Consider the following 17,545-nt stretch of genomic DNA (forward strand, 5'->3'; position numbering starts at 1 on the left):
CCGATCCAAAGCGTTGGATGCTCTTTCTTGGAATCGTGGTTCTGTTTCTTGTGGCCATGGGGCTATTTTCAGGGAGGGATTTTTAGATGTTCCTTGCTGAACTCAACATCGGGCGGCTTGTGGCCGAACCCGGGGATGCGCGCGTGGCCGAGTTCATGGGCGCGCTCGACAAGATCAACGGCCTGGGCAAACGCATGCCGGGGTTCGTGTGGATGGCCGAGGGCTCGGGCGAGCCGGGAACAGGCAATACCGAAAACAACATCGGTGACGATCCGAAATTCGTCGCCAATCTCACCGTGTGGGAAGACGTTGAAAGCCTTGAGCATTTCGTTTTCAACACGGTGCACAAGAAATTCTACGACCGTCGCGCGGAGTGGTTCGAGCTGATGGCCGACCAGCATTTCGTGATGTGGTACGTGGAACCCGGGCACAAGCCCACCTTGGACGAGGCGCTCGAACGTCTTGCCTATAAAGAAAAACATGGGGACAGCGATCAGGCCTTTGGCTGGTCGTACATCAAAGAGGCCAAGCTTTTCCGCGAGAAAAGCTGTCGGCCCGTTGCTGCGGAGTAGTCCCATGACATTGACCAAACATATCGCCCCCCCAATTGCCCTCGCTCTTGCCTTGACCGCCGGTGCTGCCGCTGCGGCGGAGCTGCCGCCACTGCGCGAGGTGCAAGAGATCGACCGGAACATGCTCTGGGCTGGCCTTGCCGTCGAAGTGTCGGACGAATGCCCGACCATCGAGGTGCGCAAGCTCAAAGGTGTTTCCTTCCTCTGGGGCCTGAAAAACAAGGCGTCCTCGATGGGCTACACGGATGACGAAATCCGCGCCTATGTCGAAAGCGACGATGAAGAAGCCCGCATTCGCCGTCTCGGCGAGGCCTATGTGCGGCAAGCCGGGTTCGATCCGAAAACCCCCGAAGGTCTCTGTGCCTTTGGCGAGGCGGAGATTGCACGCGGGTCGATCATCGGCTCTTTCCTGAGGAGCACGAAATGATCCGCACCACGACATATGCGGCGCTGCTCGCGCTGATGGCCACGCCGGTACTCGCGCAGGACATTACGACAGACGAAGAAATCAGCGCCGTGCTCGTCGACAATATGATTGTCACGGAACTGACGACGATTTGCCCCAAACTGGCGCCGCGCCCGGCACGCGTGAACAAACAGGCGCAAGAGATGATGGGCGTGATCACGACCAAGGGCTATGGGCCAGAAGACATTCAATCGCTGCAAGACCCGGCGTTTCTCGCCACGCTTGCTGCGAAATCGGAAAGCTTCTTTGCCGCCAACGGCATTGAAAAACGGGATACGGAGGCGATGTGCGCCTTCGGCAAAGCGCAGATTGCGAAGCGGACGCCGCTTGGCAAGCTCATGAAGAACAGGTGATGCAGAATGGCAGATAAGCGCAAAATCATCATTGACGGGACCGAGATCGAAGTCGATCCGGCCATGACGATCCTCCAGGCCTGTGAAGTGGCCGGGATCGAAGTGCCGCGGTTCTGCTATCACGAACGGCTGTCCATCGCGGGCAACTGCCGCATGTGTCTGGTCGAGGTCGTGGGCGGCCCGCCGAAACCGGCGGCGTCTTGCGCGATGCAGGTGAAAGACATGCGCCCGGGGCCGGAAGGCCAGCCACCGGTGGTGAAAACCAATTCGCCGATGGTGAAAAAGGCGCGCGAGGGGGTGATGGAGTTTCTCCTGATCAACCACCCGCTCGATTGCCCGATCTGTGACCAGGGCGGCGAATGCGACCTGCAAGACCAGGCCATGGCTTACGGCGTCGATTTTTCGCGCTACCGCGAACCGAAGCGGGCCTCTGAGGAGTTGAACCTCGGGCCGCTCGTCGGCACCGCGATGACGCGCTGTATTTCCTGCACCCGCTGCGTGCGCTTCACGACCGAGGTCGCGGGCATCACCCAGATGGGCCAGACGGGCCGTGGCGAAGACAGCGAAATCACCAGCTATCTCAACGAAACGCTGGCCTCCAACCTTCAGGGCAACATCATCGATCTTTGCCCGGTCGGTGCGCTGACCTCGAAACCCTATGCCTTCACCGCCCGTCCGTGGGAGCTGACCAAGACCGAAACCATCGACGTGATGGACGCGCTCGGGTCCAATATTCGCGTCGACACCAAAGGCCGCGAAGTGATGCGCATCCTTCCGCGCAACCATGACGAGGTGAACGAAGAGTGGATTTCCGACAAGACCCGCTTCATCTGGGACGGTCTGAAACGCCAGCGCATCGACACGCCCTACATCCGCAAGAACGGCAAGCTGACCAAGGCCACTTGGGCCGAGGCGCTCTCTGCGGCCGCGACTGCGATGAAGGGCAAGAAAGTTGCCGGTCTTGTCGGCGATCTCGCCCCCGTCGAGGCGATCTATGCTTTGAAAGGTCTGGTCGAAGGTCTGGGCGGCCATGTCGAGTGCCGTGTGGATGGCGCGAAACTGCCCGCCGGCAACCGCGGCGTTTACGCGGGCACCGCGACCATCGCCGACATTGACGACGCGAAATACATTCAGTTGATCGGCTCCAACCCGCGCGAGGAAGCGCCGGTGCTGAACGCCCGTATCCGCAAGGCTTGGGCCAAGGGCGCCAAAGTCGGTCTCGTCGGCCAAGCCGTTGATCTGACCTACGATTACGCGCATGTCGGCACCGACCGCGCGGCGCTCGAAAGCCTTCTGGGCCACAACTATGGCGATGTGCTGGATCAGCCGTCGCTGGTGATTGTCGGCGCCGGTGCGATCAACGAAGCCGATGGCGAAGCGGTTCTGGCGACAGCTCAGAAACTGTGCGAGGCCACTGGCTCGAAACTCATGGTGCTCCACACCGCCGCATCCCGCGTGGGGGCGATGGATGTGAATGCCGTGACCGAAGGTGGGCTTGACGCCGCGACGAATGGGGCAGAGGTGATCTACAACCTCGGCGCCGATGAGGTCGAAATTGCCGACGGTCCTTTCGTGATCTACCAGGGGTCGCACGGCGATCTGGGCGCGCACCGCGCCGATGTGATCCTGCCCGGCGCTGCCTATACCGAAGAAAACGGTCTTTTCGTGAACCTCGAAGGGCGTCCGCAACTGGCACTCCGTGCGGCTTTCCCGCCGGGCGAGGCGAAAGAGAACTGGGCGATCCTGCGTGCCCTCTCTGCTGAACTGGACGCGACGCTGCCCTACGACTCGCTCGCGCAACTGCGCAACGCTTTGATCAATGACGTGCCGCATCTGGCGCAGATCGACGGGGTGCCCGAGAACGACGTGGTCGCATTGCCGGAGAAATCGCTGGGCAAGGCCTCTTTCCGAAACGCGGTCAAGGATTTCTACCTGACGAACCCGATCGCGCGCGCCTCCGTTTTGATGGCCGAGCTCTCCGCCATGGCGAAAGCCCGCGCCGAGACGCCGGTGGCCGCCGAGTGATGGCGCTGAGCGGGGCACATATGGCCGCTCTCGGGCTGGTGGCGGTGGGTTTGTCCGGCTGTGACAAGACCTGCTGCGCCGCGTCCGAGGCGGATGTGTCGCGCGCGGCGGCCTCCGAGTATCTCGGGGTCGAGACCCGTCTTTTGGACGGCGATCTGGTGAATTTTCTCGTCTCCGCCAAGGGAGATGGGGCGAAAACGAACGTGGTGGCCTATGCCGATTGTGCGGCCGCCCAATATGCGCTGATCCGGGGTTTCGGGTTTGCGCGACATGTGCGGACAAATGTCGCACAAGAGGCTGGAATTTGGCGCGCGGATGCTGTTTACACCATCTCGCCAGCGCTCCCCGAAGGTTTGCGCAAGCTCGACGCAGAAGTCGTCGTCGCAAACTGTCGGGACAACGGAATACCGACGGTGTGAAAGGCTGAAAAATGGTCGAATTTTTCACGACAACTAATCTGGGGATCTTCCTGCTCACCCTTGGGCAGATTTTGTTGGTCCTCGTGCCACTCTTCGTGGCGCTCGCCTTCCTGATGTATGGCGACCGGAAAATCTGGGCGGCTGTCCAGATGCGCAAAGGCCCCAACATCGTTGGCATTTTCGGCCTCTTGCAGTCCTTCGCGGACTTTATCAAATACCTTGTGAAAGAGGTGGTTGTGCCGGCAGGGGCGGATAAATTCGTCTTTTACCTCGCGCCGATGATCACCTTTATCACGGCTGCTATCGCCTGGGCGGTGATCCCATGGAACGATGGCTGGGTGATCTCCGACATCAACATCGCGATCCTCTATATCTTCGCTGTCTCGTCCCTTGAGGTCTACGGCGTGATCATGGGCGGTTGGGCGTCGAACTCGAAATATCCTTTCCTCGGTTCGCTCCGTTCCGCAGCCCAGATGATTTCCTACGAGGTTTCGATCGGCCTCATCATCATCGGCGTGGTTCTGTCCTCGGGCTCCATGAACTTTGGCGACATCGTCGCAGCGCAAGACGGCAAGGGCATCTTTAGCTGGTACTGGCTGCCGCATTTCCCGATGGTCTTCCTGTTCTTTGTGTCTGCCTTGGCGGAAACCAACCGCCCGCCGTTCGATTTGCCCGAGGCAGAATCGGAACTCGTGGCCGGTTACCAAGTGGAATATTCCTCGACGCCGTTCCTTCTCTTCATGATGGGCGAGCTGATGGCCGTCGTTTTGATGTGCGCGCTGGTGTCGATCCTGTTCTTCGGCGGCTGGAACTCCCCGGTCGAATTCCTGCCCGACGGCATCCTGTGGCTGATCCTCAAGATGCTGATCGCGTTCTTCGTCTTCTCGATGGTGAAAGCCATCGTGCCGCGTTACCGCTACGACCAGTTGATGCGCATCGGTTGGAAAGTCTTCCTGCCGCTGTCGCTGGGCTGGGTCGTTTTGGTCGCGTTCTTTGCTCAATACGGTGCGTTCTGGGGAACCTATGCGCGCTGGACCGTTGGAGGCTAACTGATGGCTCTCGATTACACCCGCGCCGCCAAGTATTTCCTGATGATGGACATCTGGGCCGGCTTTAAAATCGGTCTGCGGTATTTCTTCGCGCCCAAGGCGACGATCAACTACCCGCATGAAAAAGGGCCTCTGTCCCCGCGTTTCCGGGGCGAGCACGCGCTGCGTCGTTACCCGAACGGCGAGGAACGCTGCATTGCCTGTAAGCTTTGCGAAGCGATCTGCCCGGCGCAGGCCATCACCATTGATGCCGAACCGCGGATCGACGGCTCGCGCCGCACCACGCGCTACGACATCGACATGACGAAATGCATCTACTGTGGCTTCTGTCAGGAAGCCTGTCCGGTGGACGCCATCGTCGAAGGCCCGAATTTCGAATTCTCCACCGAAACCCGCGAAGAGCTGTTCTACGACAAGGAGAAACTCCTTGCGAATGGCGAAATGTGGGAGGCGGAGATCGCCCGCAACCTCGAATTGGATGCACCGTACCGATGAGTGATTTCACCAAGCTTTTCGAACAGATGATGGAGCAGAGCCACAAAATGGCCTCTGCTTGGAATCCGGCGATGGAGACCTTTCAGGTGCCGGCGTTCGACAAGCTTTGGCCGACCATGTCCAAGGATTGGATGGAGATGGTCTGGGGGACGACCTTCAACAAGGACGGGCTCGATGCGAAAACACGTCTTCTCGTGGTGGTCGCCGGGCTGACCGTGCTTGGCGCGCAGGCCGAAGCCCCGTTCAAACTCACCGTGCGCCATGCTCTTGAGGCAGGTGCCACCGAGAAAGAGATCGCGGAAGTGATTTATCAGATGTCGATGATGGGCGGTGTGCCCGCCATGACGAAGGCACTTGAGCTGGCTCAGGCCGTCTTCAACGAAAAGCAGGAGGGCAGTGAATGACTGTCGCAGATTACGCATTTTACCTTTTCGCCATCGTGATGCTGGTGGCCGGGGTGTTCACGGTTGTGTCGCGCAACCCGGTGCACTCCGTGCTCTGGCTGATCGTCACCTTCCTGACCGCCTCCGGGCTGTTCGTCCTGTTGGGCGCGGAATTCGTCGCGATGCTTTTGGTCATCGTCTACGTCGGCGCGGTGATGGTGCTGTTCCTCTTCGTCGTCATGATGCTCGACGTCGATTTCGCGGAGCTCAAGGCGGGCATGGCGAAATACCTGCCCTTTGCGCTTTTGATCGGTGTGGTGCTGTTGCTTCAGATGGGCTTTGCCTTTGGCGACTGGCACTCGGCTGAGGGCGCCGAGGCGCTGCGCCGCTCCGTGACGCCGGATGCCGCCGAGGTGCACAACACCGCCGCTCTGGGCCAGCTCATGTATGACGATTACCTGATGCTCTTCCAACTGGCGGGTCTGATCCTTTTGGTCGCCATGATCGGGGCCATCGTCCTGACGCTGCGCCACCGCTCTGACGTCAAGCGCCAGAACGTGCTGAAACAGATGTATCGCAAGCCCGAAGAGTCTTTCGAAATGAAAGACATCAAACCGGGGCAGGGGCTTTAAGCCTGACGTGAATGACCGGGGCGAGGTCTTCCCGCGCCCCGAGGACAAAGGCCGCAAAAGCGGCGAGAGAGAAAGAACTGAGGGACGACATGGTCGGACTTGAACATTACCTGACAGTGGCCGCGGCGCTGTTTGTCATCGGCATCTTCGGGCTCTTTTTGAACCGGAAGAACATCATCATCATCCTGATGTCGATCGAGATGATCCTGCTGTCGGTCAATATCAACCTTGTCGCCTTCTCCTCCTTCCTGGGGGATCTTACGGGACAGATTTTCACGATGCTTGTGCTGACCGTGGCCGCCGCCGAGGCCGCCATCGGGTTGGCCATCCTCGTGAGCTTCTTCCGCAACCGCGGCACGATCGACGTCGAAGACGTCAACGTGATGAAAGGGTAAGGGCAAATGGAAACGATCATCCTCTTCGCGCCGCTGGTCGGTGCCCTCGTCGGCGGCTTTGGCTGGCGTGTGATCGGCGAGAAGCCCGCGCAATATTTGACCACGGGTCTTTTGTTTCTGGCCGCCATTCTGTCGTGGATCGTGTTCCTCACTTTTGATGGCACGACCGAGCATGTGACGATCCTGCGCTGGATCGAAAGCGGGTCTCTGTCCGTCGATTGGGGCATCCGTGTGGACCGTTTGACGACGATCATGCTGATCGTGGTGAACACGGTTTCTGCGCTCGTGCACCTCTACTCTCTGGGCTACATGGCGCATGACGAGAACTTCGGCGACGACGAGCCCTACCGCGCGCGCTTCTTTGCCTATCTCTCTCTCTTCACCTTCACCATGTTGATGCTGGTGACCTCCGACAACCTGATCCAGATGTTCTTTGGCTGGGAAGGCGTGGGTCTGGCCTCCTATCTGCTGATCGGGTTCTACATCAAGAAACCTTCCGCCGGTGCCGCTTCGATGAAGGCCTTCATCGTCAACCGTGTCGGTGACTTCGGCTTTATCCTCGGCATGGCCGGTCTGTTCCTTTTGACCGACAGCGTGCGCTTTGACGATGTGTTTGCCGCAGGCCCGATGCTGGCGGATACCTCGCTGCATTTCCTCTGGACCGAATGGAACGCCGCCAACCTTCTGGCTTTCCTTTTGTTCGTCGGTGCGATGGGCAAATCGGCGCAGCTTTTCCTGCACACCTGGTTGCCGGACGCGATGGAAGGCCCGACGCCTGTGTCGGCGCTCATCCACGCCGCGACCATGGTGACTGCGGGCGTCTTCCTCGTCTGCCGCATGTCGCCGATCTTTGAATATGCGCCGCAGACCCAGATGTTTGTCATCTACATTGGTGCGACCACGGCGTTTTTCGCCGCCACCGTCGGTCTGGTGCAAAACGATATCAAACGCGTGATCGCCTATTCGACCTGTTCGCAGCTCGGCTACATGTTCGTGGCCGCAGGCGCGGGCGCTTACGGCCCGGCGATGTTCCACCTTTTGACGCACGCCTTCTTCAAAGCCATGCTCTTTTTGGGCGCGGGCTCGGTCATCACCGCGATGCACCACGAACAGGACATGCGCAACTACGGGAACTTGCGTAAAAAGATCCCCTTCACCTTCTGGATGATGATCATCGGCACGCTGGCGATCACCGGCGTTGGCATCCCGCTCACGCATTTCGGGTTTGCGGGCTTCCTGTCGAAAGACGCAATCGTCGAGAGTGCCTATGCCTCCGGTGTCGGCTATGCCTTCTGGATGCTGGTCATCGCGGCGCTGTTCACGTCCTTCTATTCGTGGCGCCTGATTTTCATGACCTTCTTCGGCAAGGCGCGCGGCGATCATCATGCGCATGATCATGCGCACGAAAGCCCGCTTGTCATGCTGGTGCCGATCGGGACGCTGTCCTTGGGTGCGATCTTTGGCGGCATGATCTGGTACAACAGCTTCTTCGGCGATCATGATAAATTTACTGAGTTTTTCGCCCTGCCGCATCACGCGGAGGTCGAGATGGCTGAGGGTCATGGTGAGGGTTCGGGCGAAGCTGCTGCGGACACCCATGCGGTGGCGGCTGATACCGTCGCTGAGACCGCCACTGACACCCACGGCGAAGAGGCTACGCACGGCATGGCTCCGCAAGGCGCGATCTTCCTCGCCGCTGACAACACCGTTCTGGACGACGCCCACCACGCGCCGACATGGGTCAAGGTGTCGCCCTTCATCGCCATGGTGCTTGGCTTCCTGATCGCCCTTTGGTTCTACATCTGGAAACCGGAAACGCCCGCGAAACTGGCGAAAAGCCAGCCCGTCGCCTATCAGTTTCTGCTGAACAAATGGTATTTCGACGAGCTCTATAACGCGATCTTCGTGCGTCCCGTTCTGGCCCTTGGCCGCTTCCTCTGGAAACGCGGCGACGAAGGCACCATTGATGGCGGGATCAACGGTCTTGCGCTTGGCATCGTGCCCTTCTTCACCCGCCTTGCTGGCCGGGCGCAGTCGGGCTTCATCTTCACTTACGCTTTTAGCATGGTTCTGGGGATTGTGATCTTGGTAACCTGGATGTCGATCGGCGGGGGGGCACACTGATGGATAACGTGCTTTCTATCGTCACCTTCCTTCCGACAATGGCCGCCCTCGTGCTCGCGCTGATCCTGCGCGGCGAGGATGCGGTGGCTCAACTCAACGCAAAACGTGTGGCGCTCTTGGCGACCGTGGTCACCTTTGTGATCTCGCTCTTCATCCTCTTTGGCTTTGATGCCGACAACACCGGGTTCCAGATGGTCGAAGAGGCCGACTGGATCATGGGGCTCAAGTACAAGATGGGCGTCGATGGCATTTCGGTGCTCTTCGTGATGCTCACCACCGCGCTCATGCCGCTGGTGATCTGGTCCGCATGGGATGTGAAAACCCGCGTCAAGGAATACATGATCGCTTTCCTCCTGTTGGAAACGCTCATGCTCGGCGTGTTCTGTGCGCTCGATCTGATGCTCTTCTACCTCTTCTTCGAGGCAGGCCTCATTCCGATGTTCCTGATCATCGGCATCTGGGGCGGCAAGAACCGCATCTACGCCGCGTTCAAGTTCTTCCTCTACACCTTCCTGGGCTCCGTCCTGATGCTCGTCGCCATGGTCGCCATGTATATCGACGCGGGCACCACCGACATCGTGCAGCTCATGGCACATGACTTCTCGTCCGAGACCATTCAGGTGCTGGGCTTCAACATCATCGGCGGGTTCCAGACCTTGGCCTTCCTCGCCTTCTTCGCCTCTTTCGCGGTGAAGATGCCGATGTGGCCGGTGCACACTTGGTTGCCCGACGCCCACGTTCAGGCGCCGACCGCCGGTTCTGTGGTTCTGGCTGCGATTTTGCTGAAAATGGGCGGCTACGGCTTCCTGCGCTTCTCGCTTCCGATGTTCCCGGTGGCCTCCGCCAACCTCGCCGATTTCATCATGGTGCTGTCGGTCATCGCCATTGTCTACGCGTCGCTCGTCGCCCTGGTGCAGAGCGATATGAAAAAGCTGATCGCCTACTCCTCGGTCGCCCACATGGGCTACGTCACGGCGGGTATCTTTACCTTCAATCAACAGGGTCTCGATGGCGCGATCTTCCAGATGATCTCCCACGGGTTCGTCTCCGGCGCGCTCTTCCTTTGTGTGGGCGTGATCTACGACCGGATGCACACCCGTGAGATCGACGCCTTCGGCGGCCTCGTGAACAAGATGCCGGCCTACGCGCTCGTCTTCATGTTCTTCACCATGGCGAACATCGGCCTTCCGGGCACCTCCGGCTTCATCGGAGAATTCCTGACGATCCTCGGTATGTTCCAGGCCAACACCTGGATCGCTCTGGTCGCCGCCTCCGGTGTGATCTTCTCCGCCTGTTACGCGCTGTGGCTCTACCGCCGCGTCGTTCTGGGCGATCTGATCAAGGAAAGCCTCAAGACGATCAAGGACATGACCCCGCGCGAGAAATGGATCTTTGCACCGCTCGTGGCGATGACGCTCCTCTTGGGGGTCTACCCGGCGCTGGTGCTCGATCTGATCGGACCGTCTGTGACCGCGCTTCTCGACAACTATCACGCTGCTCTGCCGATGATGGCAGACGTCGCCACCCACTAAAGGACACCGGGATATGACCTCTACTGACTTTTCCATCGTCCTGCCGGAAGTTCTCCTGGCCATCTACGGCATGGCGGCGCTCCTGTTCGCCGTCTACACCGGCAAGGACAAACTCGCGGCTCTGATCACCTGGGTGACCGCCGCGGTCTTCGTCATCATCGCGCTGATGATCGGCCTGGGCGGCGAGGGCTCTCGTGTCGCGTTCGGCGGCATGTTCATCGACGATGCGTTTTCGCGCTTCGGCAAAGTGGGCGTGCTTCTCGCGGGTGCTGCCGTGCTCGTGATGTCTTATGACTTCCTGGACAAACGCGGCTTCGCCAAATTCGAATACCCGATCCTCGTGCTGTTCTCGACGATCGGCATGATGGTCATGGTGTCTGCGGGCGACCTGATGGCGCTCTATCTCGGCCTCGAACTGATGTCCCTGGCGCTCTACGTCATCGCCTCCTTCCGTCGCGACAGTGTGAAATCCACCGAAGCGGGCCTCAAGTATTTCGTGCTTGGCTCCCTGTCCTCTGGCTTGCTGCTCTATGGCTCGTCCTTGGTCTACGGCTTCTCCGGCACCACCTCTTTCGCGGGCATCATCTCCGTCGTGCAAGATGACGTGCCTGTGGGCGTGCTCTTTGGCCTGGTCTTCGTGATGACCGGCCTCGCGTTCAAGGTCTCCGCCGTGCCGTTCCACATGTGGACCCCGGACGTCTACGAAGGCGCACCGACGCCGACCACCGCCTTCTTTGCCACCGCGCCGAAACTTGCCGCCATGGGCCTCTTCGCCCGCGTGCTGCATGACGCCTTCGGCGGCATCGTCGGCGACTGGCAACAGGTTCTGGCCGTCATCGCCGTGGCCTCCATGTTCTTGGGCGCCATCGCCGGGATCGGTCAGAAGAACATCAAACGTCTGATGGCCTATTCCTCGATCTCCCACATGGGGTTCGCGCTCATGGGCTTGGCGGCTGGCAATGCCGAGGGCGTGCAATCCGCGATGATCTACATGGCGATCTATGTGACGATGAACATCGGCACCTTCGCCTTCATCATGACGATGGAGCGGGACGGCAAACCTGTCACCGACATCTCCGCGCTGAACCTCTACTGGCGCAATTCTCCGACGAAAGCGCTGGCCCTTTTGGTCCTGATGTTCTCGCTCGCGGGTGTGCCGCCGATGCTCGGTTTCTTCGGGAAGCTGGCGGTGCTTCAGGCCGCTTGGGGCGCAGGTCTCGTCTATCTCGCCGTCTTCGGTGTGATCGCCTCCGTGATCGGCGCGTTCTACTACCTGCGCATCGTCTACTACATGTACTTCGGCGCCGAGACCGAGCCGCTCGACAAGGTGTCGAGCCCCGTGACCTTCGCGCTTCTGACCCTCTCCGCTCTGATCATGCTTGTCGGCATCGTCAACATGTTCGGCGTCGAGGGTATGGCGGCGCTTGCGGCGGATGCGCTGGTCAAGTGAGCCCCGCTGCTGCACGTCATACATGGCCCGCAGGCGTAGGACGTACCGTCCTCGCATCTGTGGACAGCACCATGTCGGAGGCCGCGCGTGTCGCGGCCTCTTCCACATTTCCGCAATGGATCATGGCCCAGACCCAGACGGCGGCGCACGGTCGTCGCGGGCGCCCTTGGACCATGCCGGAGGGCAATTTCGCCGCGACCCTGTTGATGTTCCCGCAGGAACGTCCCGAACTCGTCGCGCTGCGCAGTTTCGTGGCCTCTCTGGCGCTCTATGACGCCTTCGTGTCCGTGACCGGCCGCTCCGATCCGTTTTCGCTCAAATGGCCCAACGACGTGCTGTTGAACGGTGGCAAGGTCGCGGGCATCCTGTTGGAGCGCGGCGCCTCGCATCTGGCCATCGGCATCGGCATCAACCTCGCCGAAGCGCCGCCTCTGTCCATGGTGGAAGAGGGCGCAACACCGCCCGTGTCCCTGGCGCATGAGACCGGTGCCTTGGTGGCGCCTGAGGAATTCCTCGACCTGCTCGCACCCGCCTACGCCCATTGGGAGGCGCAATTCACCACCTACGGTTTTGCCCCGATCCGCGAGGCCTGGTTGGCGCGTGCGGCGCGTCTAGGCAGTGAAATTCGCGCGCGGACGATGCGCGAGACCCATCACGGCACGTTTGAGACCGTAGATGCCTTTGGCAATCTCGTGCTGGCCACCTCCAAGGGCAAGCTCACCATCCCAGCCGCAGAGGTCTATTTCTGATGCTTCTCTGTATCGACACCGGCAACACCAACACCGTCTTTTCCATCTGGAACGGAAGCGCGTTCATCGCCACATGGCGCACCTCGACCGAGCACCAGCGCACGGCGGATCAGTATTACGTCTGGCTCTCGACGCTGATGAATTTCCAAAAGATCGAGGCGGACATCACCGAGGTGATCATCTCCTCGACCGTGCCGCGTGTGGTGTTCAACCTGCGGGTTCTGGCGAACCGCTATTTCAACTGTCGGCCGCTTGTGGTCGGCAAGCCGGAATGCCTCTTGCCGCATATGCCGCGTGTCGACGAGGGCACCACTGTCGGTCCCGACCGTCTTGTGAACTCCGCAGGCGCCTTTGATCGCTTTGGTGGCGATCTCATCGTGGTGGATTTCGGTACGGCGACCACCTTCGACGTGGTGGCGGAGGACGGGGCTTATGTCGGCGGCGTGATTTCCCCCGGTGTGAACACCTCGCTCGAAAGCCTCCACCTCAAAGCCGCCGCTTTGCCGCATGTCGATGTCACCATGCCCGAGAAGGTCATCGGCACCAACACGGTCGCCTGTATGCAATCGGGGGTGTTTTGGGGCTATATTGGTCTCGTGCGTGAGACATGTAACCGCATCAAGGCCGAATATGGCCGTCCGATGCAGGTGATTTCGACCGGAGGCCTTGCGCCGCTCTTCGATCAGGGTCACAAACTCTTTGACCATTTCGATGAATTTCTGACCATTCACGGCCTCGTCGTGATCCATAATTATAATAAGGACATGGGTAACCTATGAGCGACCGTCTTCTCTATCTTCCTCTGGGGGGCGCCGGCGAGATCGGCATGAACTGCTATGTCTATGGCTACGGGCCTGCGGATCAGGAACGTTTCATCGTCGTCGATCTGGGCGTCACCTTCCCCTCGATGGATGGCACGCCGGGCGTCGATCTGATCTTCGCCGATGTCGCCTGGCTCGAGGAGCGCAAGGACCGCATCGACGGCATTTTCATCACCCACGCGCACGAAGATCACGTCGGTGCCGTCGGCCACCTCTGGCCGCGTCTGGACGCGCCGATCTATGCCCGCGCGTTTACCGCCCATCTGGCGCGTTTGAAATTCGAAGAGCACGGCCATGACGAGTTGCAGATCAAAACCGTCTCCGCCTGGCCCGAACAGATCACTGTCGGCCCCTTCACCGTGGGCTTCGTGCCGATCTCCCACTCGATCCCGGAATCCTCCGCCCTTGTGATCGACAGCCCGGCGGGCCGCGTGATCCACACCGGCGACTTCAAGACGGATGAAAACCCGGTGGTGGGCGAGCCGTTCGACCGGGCCCTGTTCGAAGAGATTTCCAAGAACGGCGTCAAAGCGCTGGTCTGCGATTCCACCAATGTCTTCTCGCCCAATCCGGGCCGCTCTGAATCCGAAGTGATCGGCCCGCTGACCGAGCTTATTTCCTCGCTCGACGGCATGGTGGCGGCGACCACATTTGCCTCGAACATCGCGCGGGTGAAAACCCTGGCCGAAGCCGGCTCGAAAGCCGGGCGTTCCGTCGTCCTTCTGGGCCGCGCCATGCGCCGGATGATCACGGCGGCGATCGAGACCGGCATCATCTCCGATTTTCCGAAAACCGTGTCGCCGGAAAACGCCGCCGATATTCCGCATGAGAACCTCATGCTGCTCACGACCGGGTCGCAGGGCGAACATCGTGCGGCCACCGCACAGCTTTCCCGCGGCAAATACCTTGGCCTCAAGATGGCCGAGGGGGATACGATGATTTTCTCCTCGAAAACCATCCCCGGCAATGAGGTCTCCGTCGGTCGCATCCTCAATGCGTTCTCGGAAATGGGCGTCGAGACGATCTCTGGCCGTGATGAGATTCACGTCTCTGGTCACGCCAACCGCCCCGATCTGGCGCTGATGCATGAGATCGTCAAACCGCAGGTCGTGATCCCGATGCATGGCGAACACCGCCACCTGCGCGAACATGCGAAACTGGCCGACTCCAATGGTTTCCAATCCATCGTGGCGCCGAACGGTGTCGGCGTGGATCTCTCCGGCAATGCCCCACGCGTGGTCGACTATATCGAAACCGGCCGCACCTATCTCGATGGCTCGATCCAGATCGGCGCGCTCGATGGCATCGTGCGCGACCGTATCCGCATGGCCTTGAACGGCCTCGTCGTGGCCACGGTGATCATCGAAGATGACGAGCCGCTGGGCGATTGCTGGTGCGAGCTGCGCGGTCTGCCGGAAACCGGCCTGTCGCGCGCGCCTCTCAATGAGGTGCTCGAAGAGGATGTGAACCAGTTCCTGATGCGCGCCAAGCCCAAGACCCTGTCCGATGACGACAAGCTCGAAGAGGAAATGCGCCGCATCATCCGCCGCACGACCCAAGAAGAAGTCGGCAAAAAGCCCGAGGTCCAGATCATCATCTCGCGCCTGTCGAGCTGATCTGAGCGCCTTAAGGCAGCGTCACTGTCTTCATCTTTCTTCGGCGTTAAGGTTAATCTGATTAAGGTTAACGCCGAGGAGAGAGCTTAACAGGCCGCCGTTTCCTTTGCTGCCACAAATACTCAAAAGAAAACCCGCGCTCTCAGGCGCGGGTTTTTCAATTCTGGGTCTGGCTTGAGGTTTATCCCGCCTGACGCTCGTCAAAGCTCAGCGCAATGAAAGAGGGAAGGTGGTCGCCAAGGCCCACGACCTTGTCATCCTCTTTGCGGCCACGGCCACGACGATGTTGCGGTTTCTGGTCTGAGCTGTGGTCGGATTTGGGCTCCGGCTTAGGCTCCGATTTCGGCGGCGTGGTGCTGCGATCCTGTTGAGCCTCTTCCGCTTGATCCGCGGTTTTGACCTCATCCGATTTGTCCGACCGACGACGGCGCGAGCGGGTGCGTTTCGGCTTGTCAGACGTTGCTTCGTCGCTCGCCGGGGCCTCTTCCGTAACGGTCCCAAGCGGGTTCTCCAAACGCGGAATTTCCTTGGCGATCAGGGCTTCGACATCGGCGAAATTCTTTTCATCGCGCGGCTCGCAGATCATGATTGCCTTACCGTCACGTCCGGCGCGGCCCGTGCGGCCGATGCGGTGCACATAGTCCTCGGCATGGCCCGGCACGTCGAAGTTGAACACATGGGTGACAGAGGACACATCAAGCCCGCGCGCCGCCACGTCAGAGGCCACGAGGATCTTGATCTCGCCATTGCGGAATTTCTCCAGTGTGGCGTTCCGTTGGCTCTGGTCCAGATCGCCATGGATCGGCGAGGCCTGATACCCGTATTTGTTCAAGGACTTGGAAACGATGTCCACATCCGTCTTGCGGTTGCAGAAGATGATGCCGTTTTGCAGCTTGTCGCCCTCGGCGTCGATCAGCGCGCGCAGAAGTTTGCGTTTTTCACTGGCCGCACGATCGCGGCGCGAGCCTTTGAACATCACCACGCTTTGCGCGATGTTCTCGCCCGACGTCGCCTGACGCGCCACTTCGATGCGGGCAGGCGCCGAGAGGAAAGTGTTGGTGATCCGCTCGATCTCCGGTGCCATGGTGGCGGAGAAGAACAGCGTCTGGCGGGTGAACGGCGTCAGGCCGAAGATGCGTTCGATGTCGGGAATGAACCCCATATCGAGCATCCGGTCGGCCTCGTCCACCACCATGACTTTCACGTCCGACAGGATCAGCTTGCCACGCTCGAAATGGTCGAGCAAACGCCCGGGCGTCGCGATCAGCACATCGACACCCTTGTCGATCAGAGCGTCTTGCTCCTTGAAGCTCACGCCACCGATCAACAGCGCCTTCGTCAGCTTCATGTATTTGGTGTATTGATCGAAATTCTCGGCCACCTGAGCCGCCAGCTCACGCGTCGGGCAGAGCACGAGAGAGCGCGGCATCCGTGCACGTGCACGACCACGGGCCAGGTTGGTGATCATCGGCAGAACGAAAGAGGCGGTTTTGCCTGTCCCGGTCTGGGCGATGCCCAAAACGTCTTTGCCTTCGAGCGCGGGCGGAATGGCGCCGGCCTGAATGGGGGTCGGGCTCTCGTAACCCGCATCTTCAACGGCTTTGAGAACTTTGGGGGCGAGATTGAGATCGGTGAACTTGGTCAAATTGTGCCTTTCGCGATGTTGCGGCTGTGAAGTGGCCGCAAAACCCCGCGCGGCCCGCCCGGCCATATTGCCGAGGCGTCTTTGGCCGCCCTCATACGCTTCAATCACGAAAAGGTCAAGGAATGCTGCATTTACGGGGGTAAAGCGTTTTTCTTTCTATCGGAGGCAGGAAAAACAAAAACGCAGTGCAACATTTAAACCTTGTGAGCGCCGCACACTAAATCTGTGCTCAGATTCAATGCGAAACGCATTAAAGCCCGTCAAGGAACCTTTCGGCAGGCCATTTCGTTACCAAAGACACCCACATCACCGTCTCAGGAAAAGGAGCCGCGATATGATCAAGAAATACGGGACCGCCGAATGGCATGGAGGTTTGAAAGAAGGCAAGGGGATGATTTCGACCCAGAGCGGGGCGCTCTCCGATCAACCCTATGGTTTCAACACGCGGTTCGAGGATAAGCCGGGCACCAATCCGGAGGAGTTGATCGGCGCCGCGCATGCCGGATGTTTCTCGATGGCGCTCTCCAATATCTTGGGCGAGGACAGCATCGTGCCAGATAAAATCGAGACGCGTTCGACCATTTTTCTCTCGATGGAGGACGGCCCGAAAGTTGTCCGCGCCCATCTTGATGTAAAGCTCTCGGCTCAGGCGGATGAGGCCGCGCTCAAGGCTGCGGCCGAGAAGGCCGAAAAGGGGTGCCCGATCTCGCAACTGCTGGATTGCGAAATCACCATGGATTTGGACATTCTCTGATGTTCGACGATAAAACGCCGCCTCTATTGGGGCGGCGTTTTGGTAATATTGTTAATGGATTGAAG

At 59.8% G+C, this 17,545-nt stretch carries 18 protein-coding genes; 17 read left to right on the top strand and 1 reads right to left on the bottom strand.

Annotated features, from left to right (window positions below; all coding sequences use genetic code 11):
• The first annotated feature begins 86 nt into the window (after positions 1-86).
• From HCZ23_RS12595 to HCZ23_RS12670, 16 genes are all read left to right on the top strand, one after another.
• Positions 87-572: a DUF3291 domain-containing protein gene (locus HCZ23_RS12595; protein ID WP_167602083.1), complete on the top strand. Its 486-nt coding sequence runs from the start codon at positions 87-89 to the stop codon at positions 570-572.
• Between the two features lie 4 nt (positions 573-576).
• Positions 577-999: a DUF5333 domain-containing protein gene (locus HCZ23_RS12600; RefSeq protein ID WP_167602084.1), complete on the top strand. Its 423-nt coding sequence runs from the start codon at positions 577-579 to the stop codon at positions 997-999.
• Positions 996-1,391: a DUF5333 family protein gene (locus HCZ23_RS12605; protein WP_167602085.1), complete on the top strand. Its 396-nt coding sequence runs from the start codon at positions 996-998 to the stop codon at positions 1,389-1,391. The genes HCZ23_RS12600 and HCZ23_RS12605 overlap by 4 nt, the downstream gene beginning before the upstream one ends.
• A gap of 6 nt (positions 1,392-1,397) precedes the next feature.
• Entirely contained in the window at positions 1,398-3,416 is a 2,019-nt protein-coding gene (nuoG, locus tag HCZ23_RS12610) for an NADH-quinone oxidoreductase subunit NuoG (protein WP_167602086.1), read from the top strand.
• A complete protein-coding gene (locus tag HCZ23_RS12615) occupies positions 3,416-3,835 on the top strand; it encodes a hypothetical protein (RefSeq protein WP_175580907.1) in 420 nt (139 codons plus the stop codon). The genes nuoG and HCZ23_RS12615 overlap by 1 nt, the downstream gene beginning before the upstream one ends.
• An 11-nt stretch (positions 3,836-3,846) precedes the next feature.
• On the top strand, positions 3,847-4,884 hold the full coding sequence (gene nuoH, locus HCZ23_RS12620) for an NADH-quinone oxidoreductase subunit NuoH (protein WP_167602087.1): 1,038 nt from the start codon (positions 3,847-3,849) through the stop codon (positions 4,882-4,884).
• Positions 4,885-5,379 carry an NADH-quinone oxidoreductase subunit NuoI gene (nuoI, locus tag HCZ23_RS12625; protein WP_167602246.1) on the top strand — a complete coding sequence of 165 codons (495 nt, stop codon included), beginning with the start codon at positions 4,885-4,887 and terminating at the stop codon, positions 5,377-5,379. It abuts the gene before it with no gap.
• Positions 5,376-5,783 carry a carboxymuconolactone decarboxylase family protein gene (locus HCZ23_RS12630; protein ID WP_167602088.1) on the top strand — a complete coding sequence of 136 codons (408 nt, stop codon included), beginning with the start codon at positions 5,376-5,378 and terminating at the stop codon, positions 5,781-5,783. The genes nuoI and HCZ23_RS12630 overlap by 4 nt, the downstream gene beginning before the upstream one ends.
• Complete coding sequence (locus HCZ23_RS12635) at positions 5,780-6,394, top strand: NADH-quinone oxidoreductase subunit J (protein WP_167602089.1); 615 nt, start codon at positions 5,780-5,782, stop codon at positions 6,392-6,394. The genes HCZ23_RS12630 and HCZ23_RS12635 overlap by 4 nt, the downstream gene beginning before the upstream one ends.
• A gap of 89 nt (positions 6,395-6,483) precedes the next feature.
• Entirely contained in the window at positions 6,484-6,789 is a 306-nt protein-coding gene (nuoK, locus tag HCZ23_RS12640) for an NADH-quinone oxidoreductase subunit NuoK (protein ID WP_090056114.1), read from the top strand.
• Positions 6,790-6,795: 6 nt separating this feature from the next.
• The gene (gene nuoL / locus HCZ23_RS12645; protein WP_167602090.1) at positions 6,796-8,913 is read left to right on the top strand and encodes an NADH-quinone oxidoreductase subunit L; all 2,118 of its coding nucleotides are present in this window, start codon (positions 6,796-6,798) and stop codon (positions 8,911-8,913) included.
• Positions 8,913-10,445, top strand: coding sequence for an NADH-quinone oxidoreductase subunit M (locus HCZ23_RS12650; RefSeq protein WP_167602091.1), 1,533 nt, complete (start codon positions 8,913-8,915; stop codon positions 10,443-10,445). Before nuoL ends, HCZ23_RS12650 begins: the two co-directional genes overlap by 1 nt.
• 13 nt (positions 10,446-10,458) lie before the next feature.
• The gene (nuoN, locus tag HCZ23_RS12655; RefSeq protein ID WP_167602092.1) at positions 10,459-11,895 is read left to right on the top strand and encodes an NADH-quinone oxidoreductase subunit NuoN; all 1,437 of its coding nucleotides are present in this window, start codon (positions 10,459-10,461) and stop codon (positions 11,893-11,895) included.
• Positions 11,896-11,954: 59 nt separating this feature from the next.
• A complete protein-coding gene (locus tag HCZ23_RS12660; RefSeq protein ID WP_368487352.1) occupies positions 11,955-12,644 on the top strand; it encodes a biotin--[acetyl-CoA-carboxylase] ligase in 690 nt (229 codons plus the stop codon).
• On the top strand, positions 12,644-13,423 hold the full coding sequence (locus HCZ23_RS12665) for a type III pantothenate kinase (RefSeq protein ID WP_167602094.1): 780 nt from the start codon (positions 12,644-12,646) through the stop codon (positions 13,421-13,423). The genes HCZ23_RS12660 and HCZ23_RS12665 overlap by 1 nt, the downstream gene beginning before the upstream one ends.
• Positions 13,420-15,081, top strand: coding sequence for a ribonuclease J (locus HCZ23_RS12670; protein ID WP_167602095.1), 1,662 nt, complete (start codon positions 13,420-13,422; stop codon positions 15,079-15,081). Before HCZ23_RS12665 ends, HCZ23_RS12670 begins: the two co-directional genes overlap by 4 nt.
• 181 nt (positions 15,082-15,262) lie before the next feature.
• Here HCZ23_RS12670 and HCZ23_RS12675 read toward each other — a convergent pair whose 3' ends face one another.
• Positions 15,263-16,726, bottom strand: a complete 1,464-nt coding sequence (locus HCZ23_RS12675) for a DEAD/DEAH box helicase (protein ID WP_167602096.1) — start codon at positions 16,724-16,726, stop codon at positions 15,263-15,265.
• Between the two features lie 334 nt (positions 16,727-17,060).
• Here HCZ23_RS12675 and HCZ23_RS12680 point away from each other — a divergent pair, with 334 nt between their 5' ends.
• The gene (locus HCZ23_RS12680; RefSeq protein WP_167602097.1) at positions 17,061-17,480 is read left to right on the top strand and encodes an OsmC family peroxiredoxin; all 420 of its coding nucleotides are present in this window, start codon (positions 17,061-17,063) and stop codon (positions 17,478-17,480) included.
• Positions 17,481-17,545 lie beyond the last annotated feature (65 nt).

The sequence above is a fragment of the Celeribacter sp. HF31 genome, assembly GCF_011806455.1.
Taxonomy (GTDB): Bacteria; Pseudomonadota; Alphaproteobacteria; order Rhodobacterales; family Rhodobacteraceae; genus Celeribacter.

Excerpts from the sequence above, each read along its gene's own strand:
- HCZ23_RS12595 (WP_167602083.1), top strand. The coding sequence starts at position 87 with ATGTTCCTTGCTGAACTCAACATCGGGCGGCTTGTGGCCGAACCCGGG.
- HCZ23_RS12600 (WP_167602084.1), top strand. The coding sequence starts at position 577 with ATGACATTGACCAAACATATCGCCCCCCCAATTGCCCTCGCTCTTGCC.
- HCZ23_RS12605 (WP_167602085.1), top strand. The coding sequence starts at position 996 with ATGATCCGCACCACGACATATGCGGCGCTGCTCGCGCTGATGGCCACG.
- nuoG (WP_167602086.1), top strand. The coding sequence starts at position 1,398 with ATGGCAGATAAGCGCAAAATCATCATTGACGGGACCGAGATCGAAGTC.
- HCZ23_RS12615 (WP_175580907.1), top strand. The coding sequence starts at position 3,416 with ATGGCGCTGAGCGGGGCACATATGGCCGCTCTCGGGCTGGTGGCGGTG.
- nuoH (WP_167602087.1), top strand. The coding sequence starts at position 3,847 with ATGGTCGAATTTTTCACGACAACTAATCTGGGGATCTTCCTGCTCACC.
- HCZ23_RS12630 (WP_167602088.1), top strand. The coding sequence starts at position 5,376 with ATGAGTGATTTCACCAAGCTTTTCGAACAGATGATGGAGCAGAGCCAC.
- HCZ23_RS12635 (WP_167602089.1), top strand. The coding sequence starts at position 5,780 with ATGACTGTCGCAGATTACGCATTTTACCTTTTCGCCATCGTGATGCTG.
- nuoK (WP_090056114.1), top strand. The coding sequence starts at position 6,484 with ATGGTCGGACTTGAACATTACCTGACAGTGGCCGCGGCGCTGTTTGTC.
- nuoL (WP_167602090.1), top strand. The coding sequence starts at position 6,796 with ATGGAAACGATCATCCTCTTCGCGCCGCTGGTCGGTGCCCTCGTCGGC.
- HCZ23_RS12650 (WP_167602091.1), top strand. The coding sequence starts at position 8,913 with ATGGATAACGTGCTTTCTATCGTCACCTTCCTTCCGACAATGGCCGCC.
- nuoN (WP_167602092.1), top strand. The coding sequence starts at position 10,459 with ATGACCTCTACTGACTTTTCCATCGTCCTGCCGGAAGTTCTCCTGGCC.
- HCZ23_RS12665 (WP_167602094.1), top strand. The coding sequence starts at position 12,644 with ATGCTTCTCTGTATCGACACCGGCAACACCAACACCGTCTTTTCCATC.
- HCZ23_RS12670 (WP_167602095.1), top strand. The coding sequence starts at position 13,420 with ATGAGCGACCGTCTTCTCTATCTTCCTCTGGGGGGCGCCGGCGAGATC.
- HCZ23_RS12680 (WP_167602097.1), top strand. The coding sequence starts at position 17,061 with ATGATCAAGAAATACGGGACCGCCGAATGGCATGGAGGTTTGAAAGAA.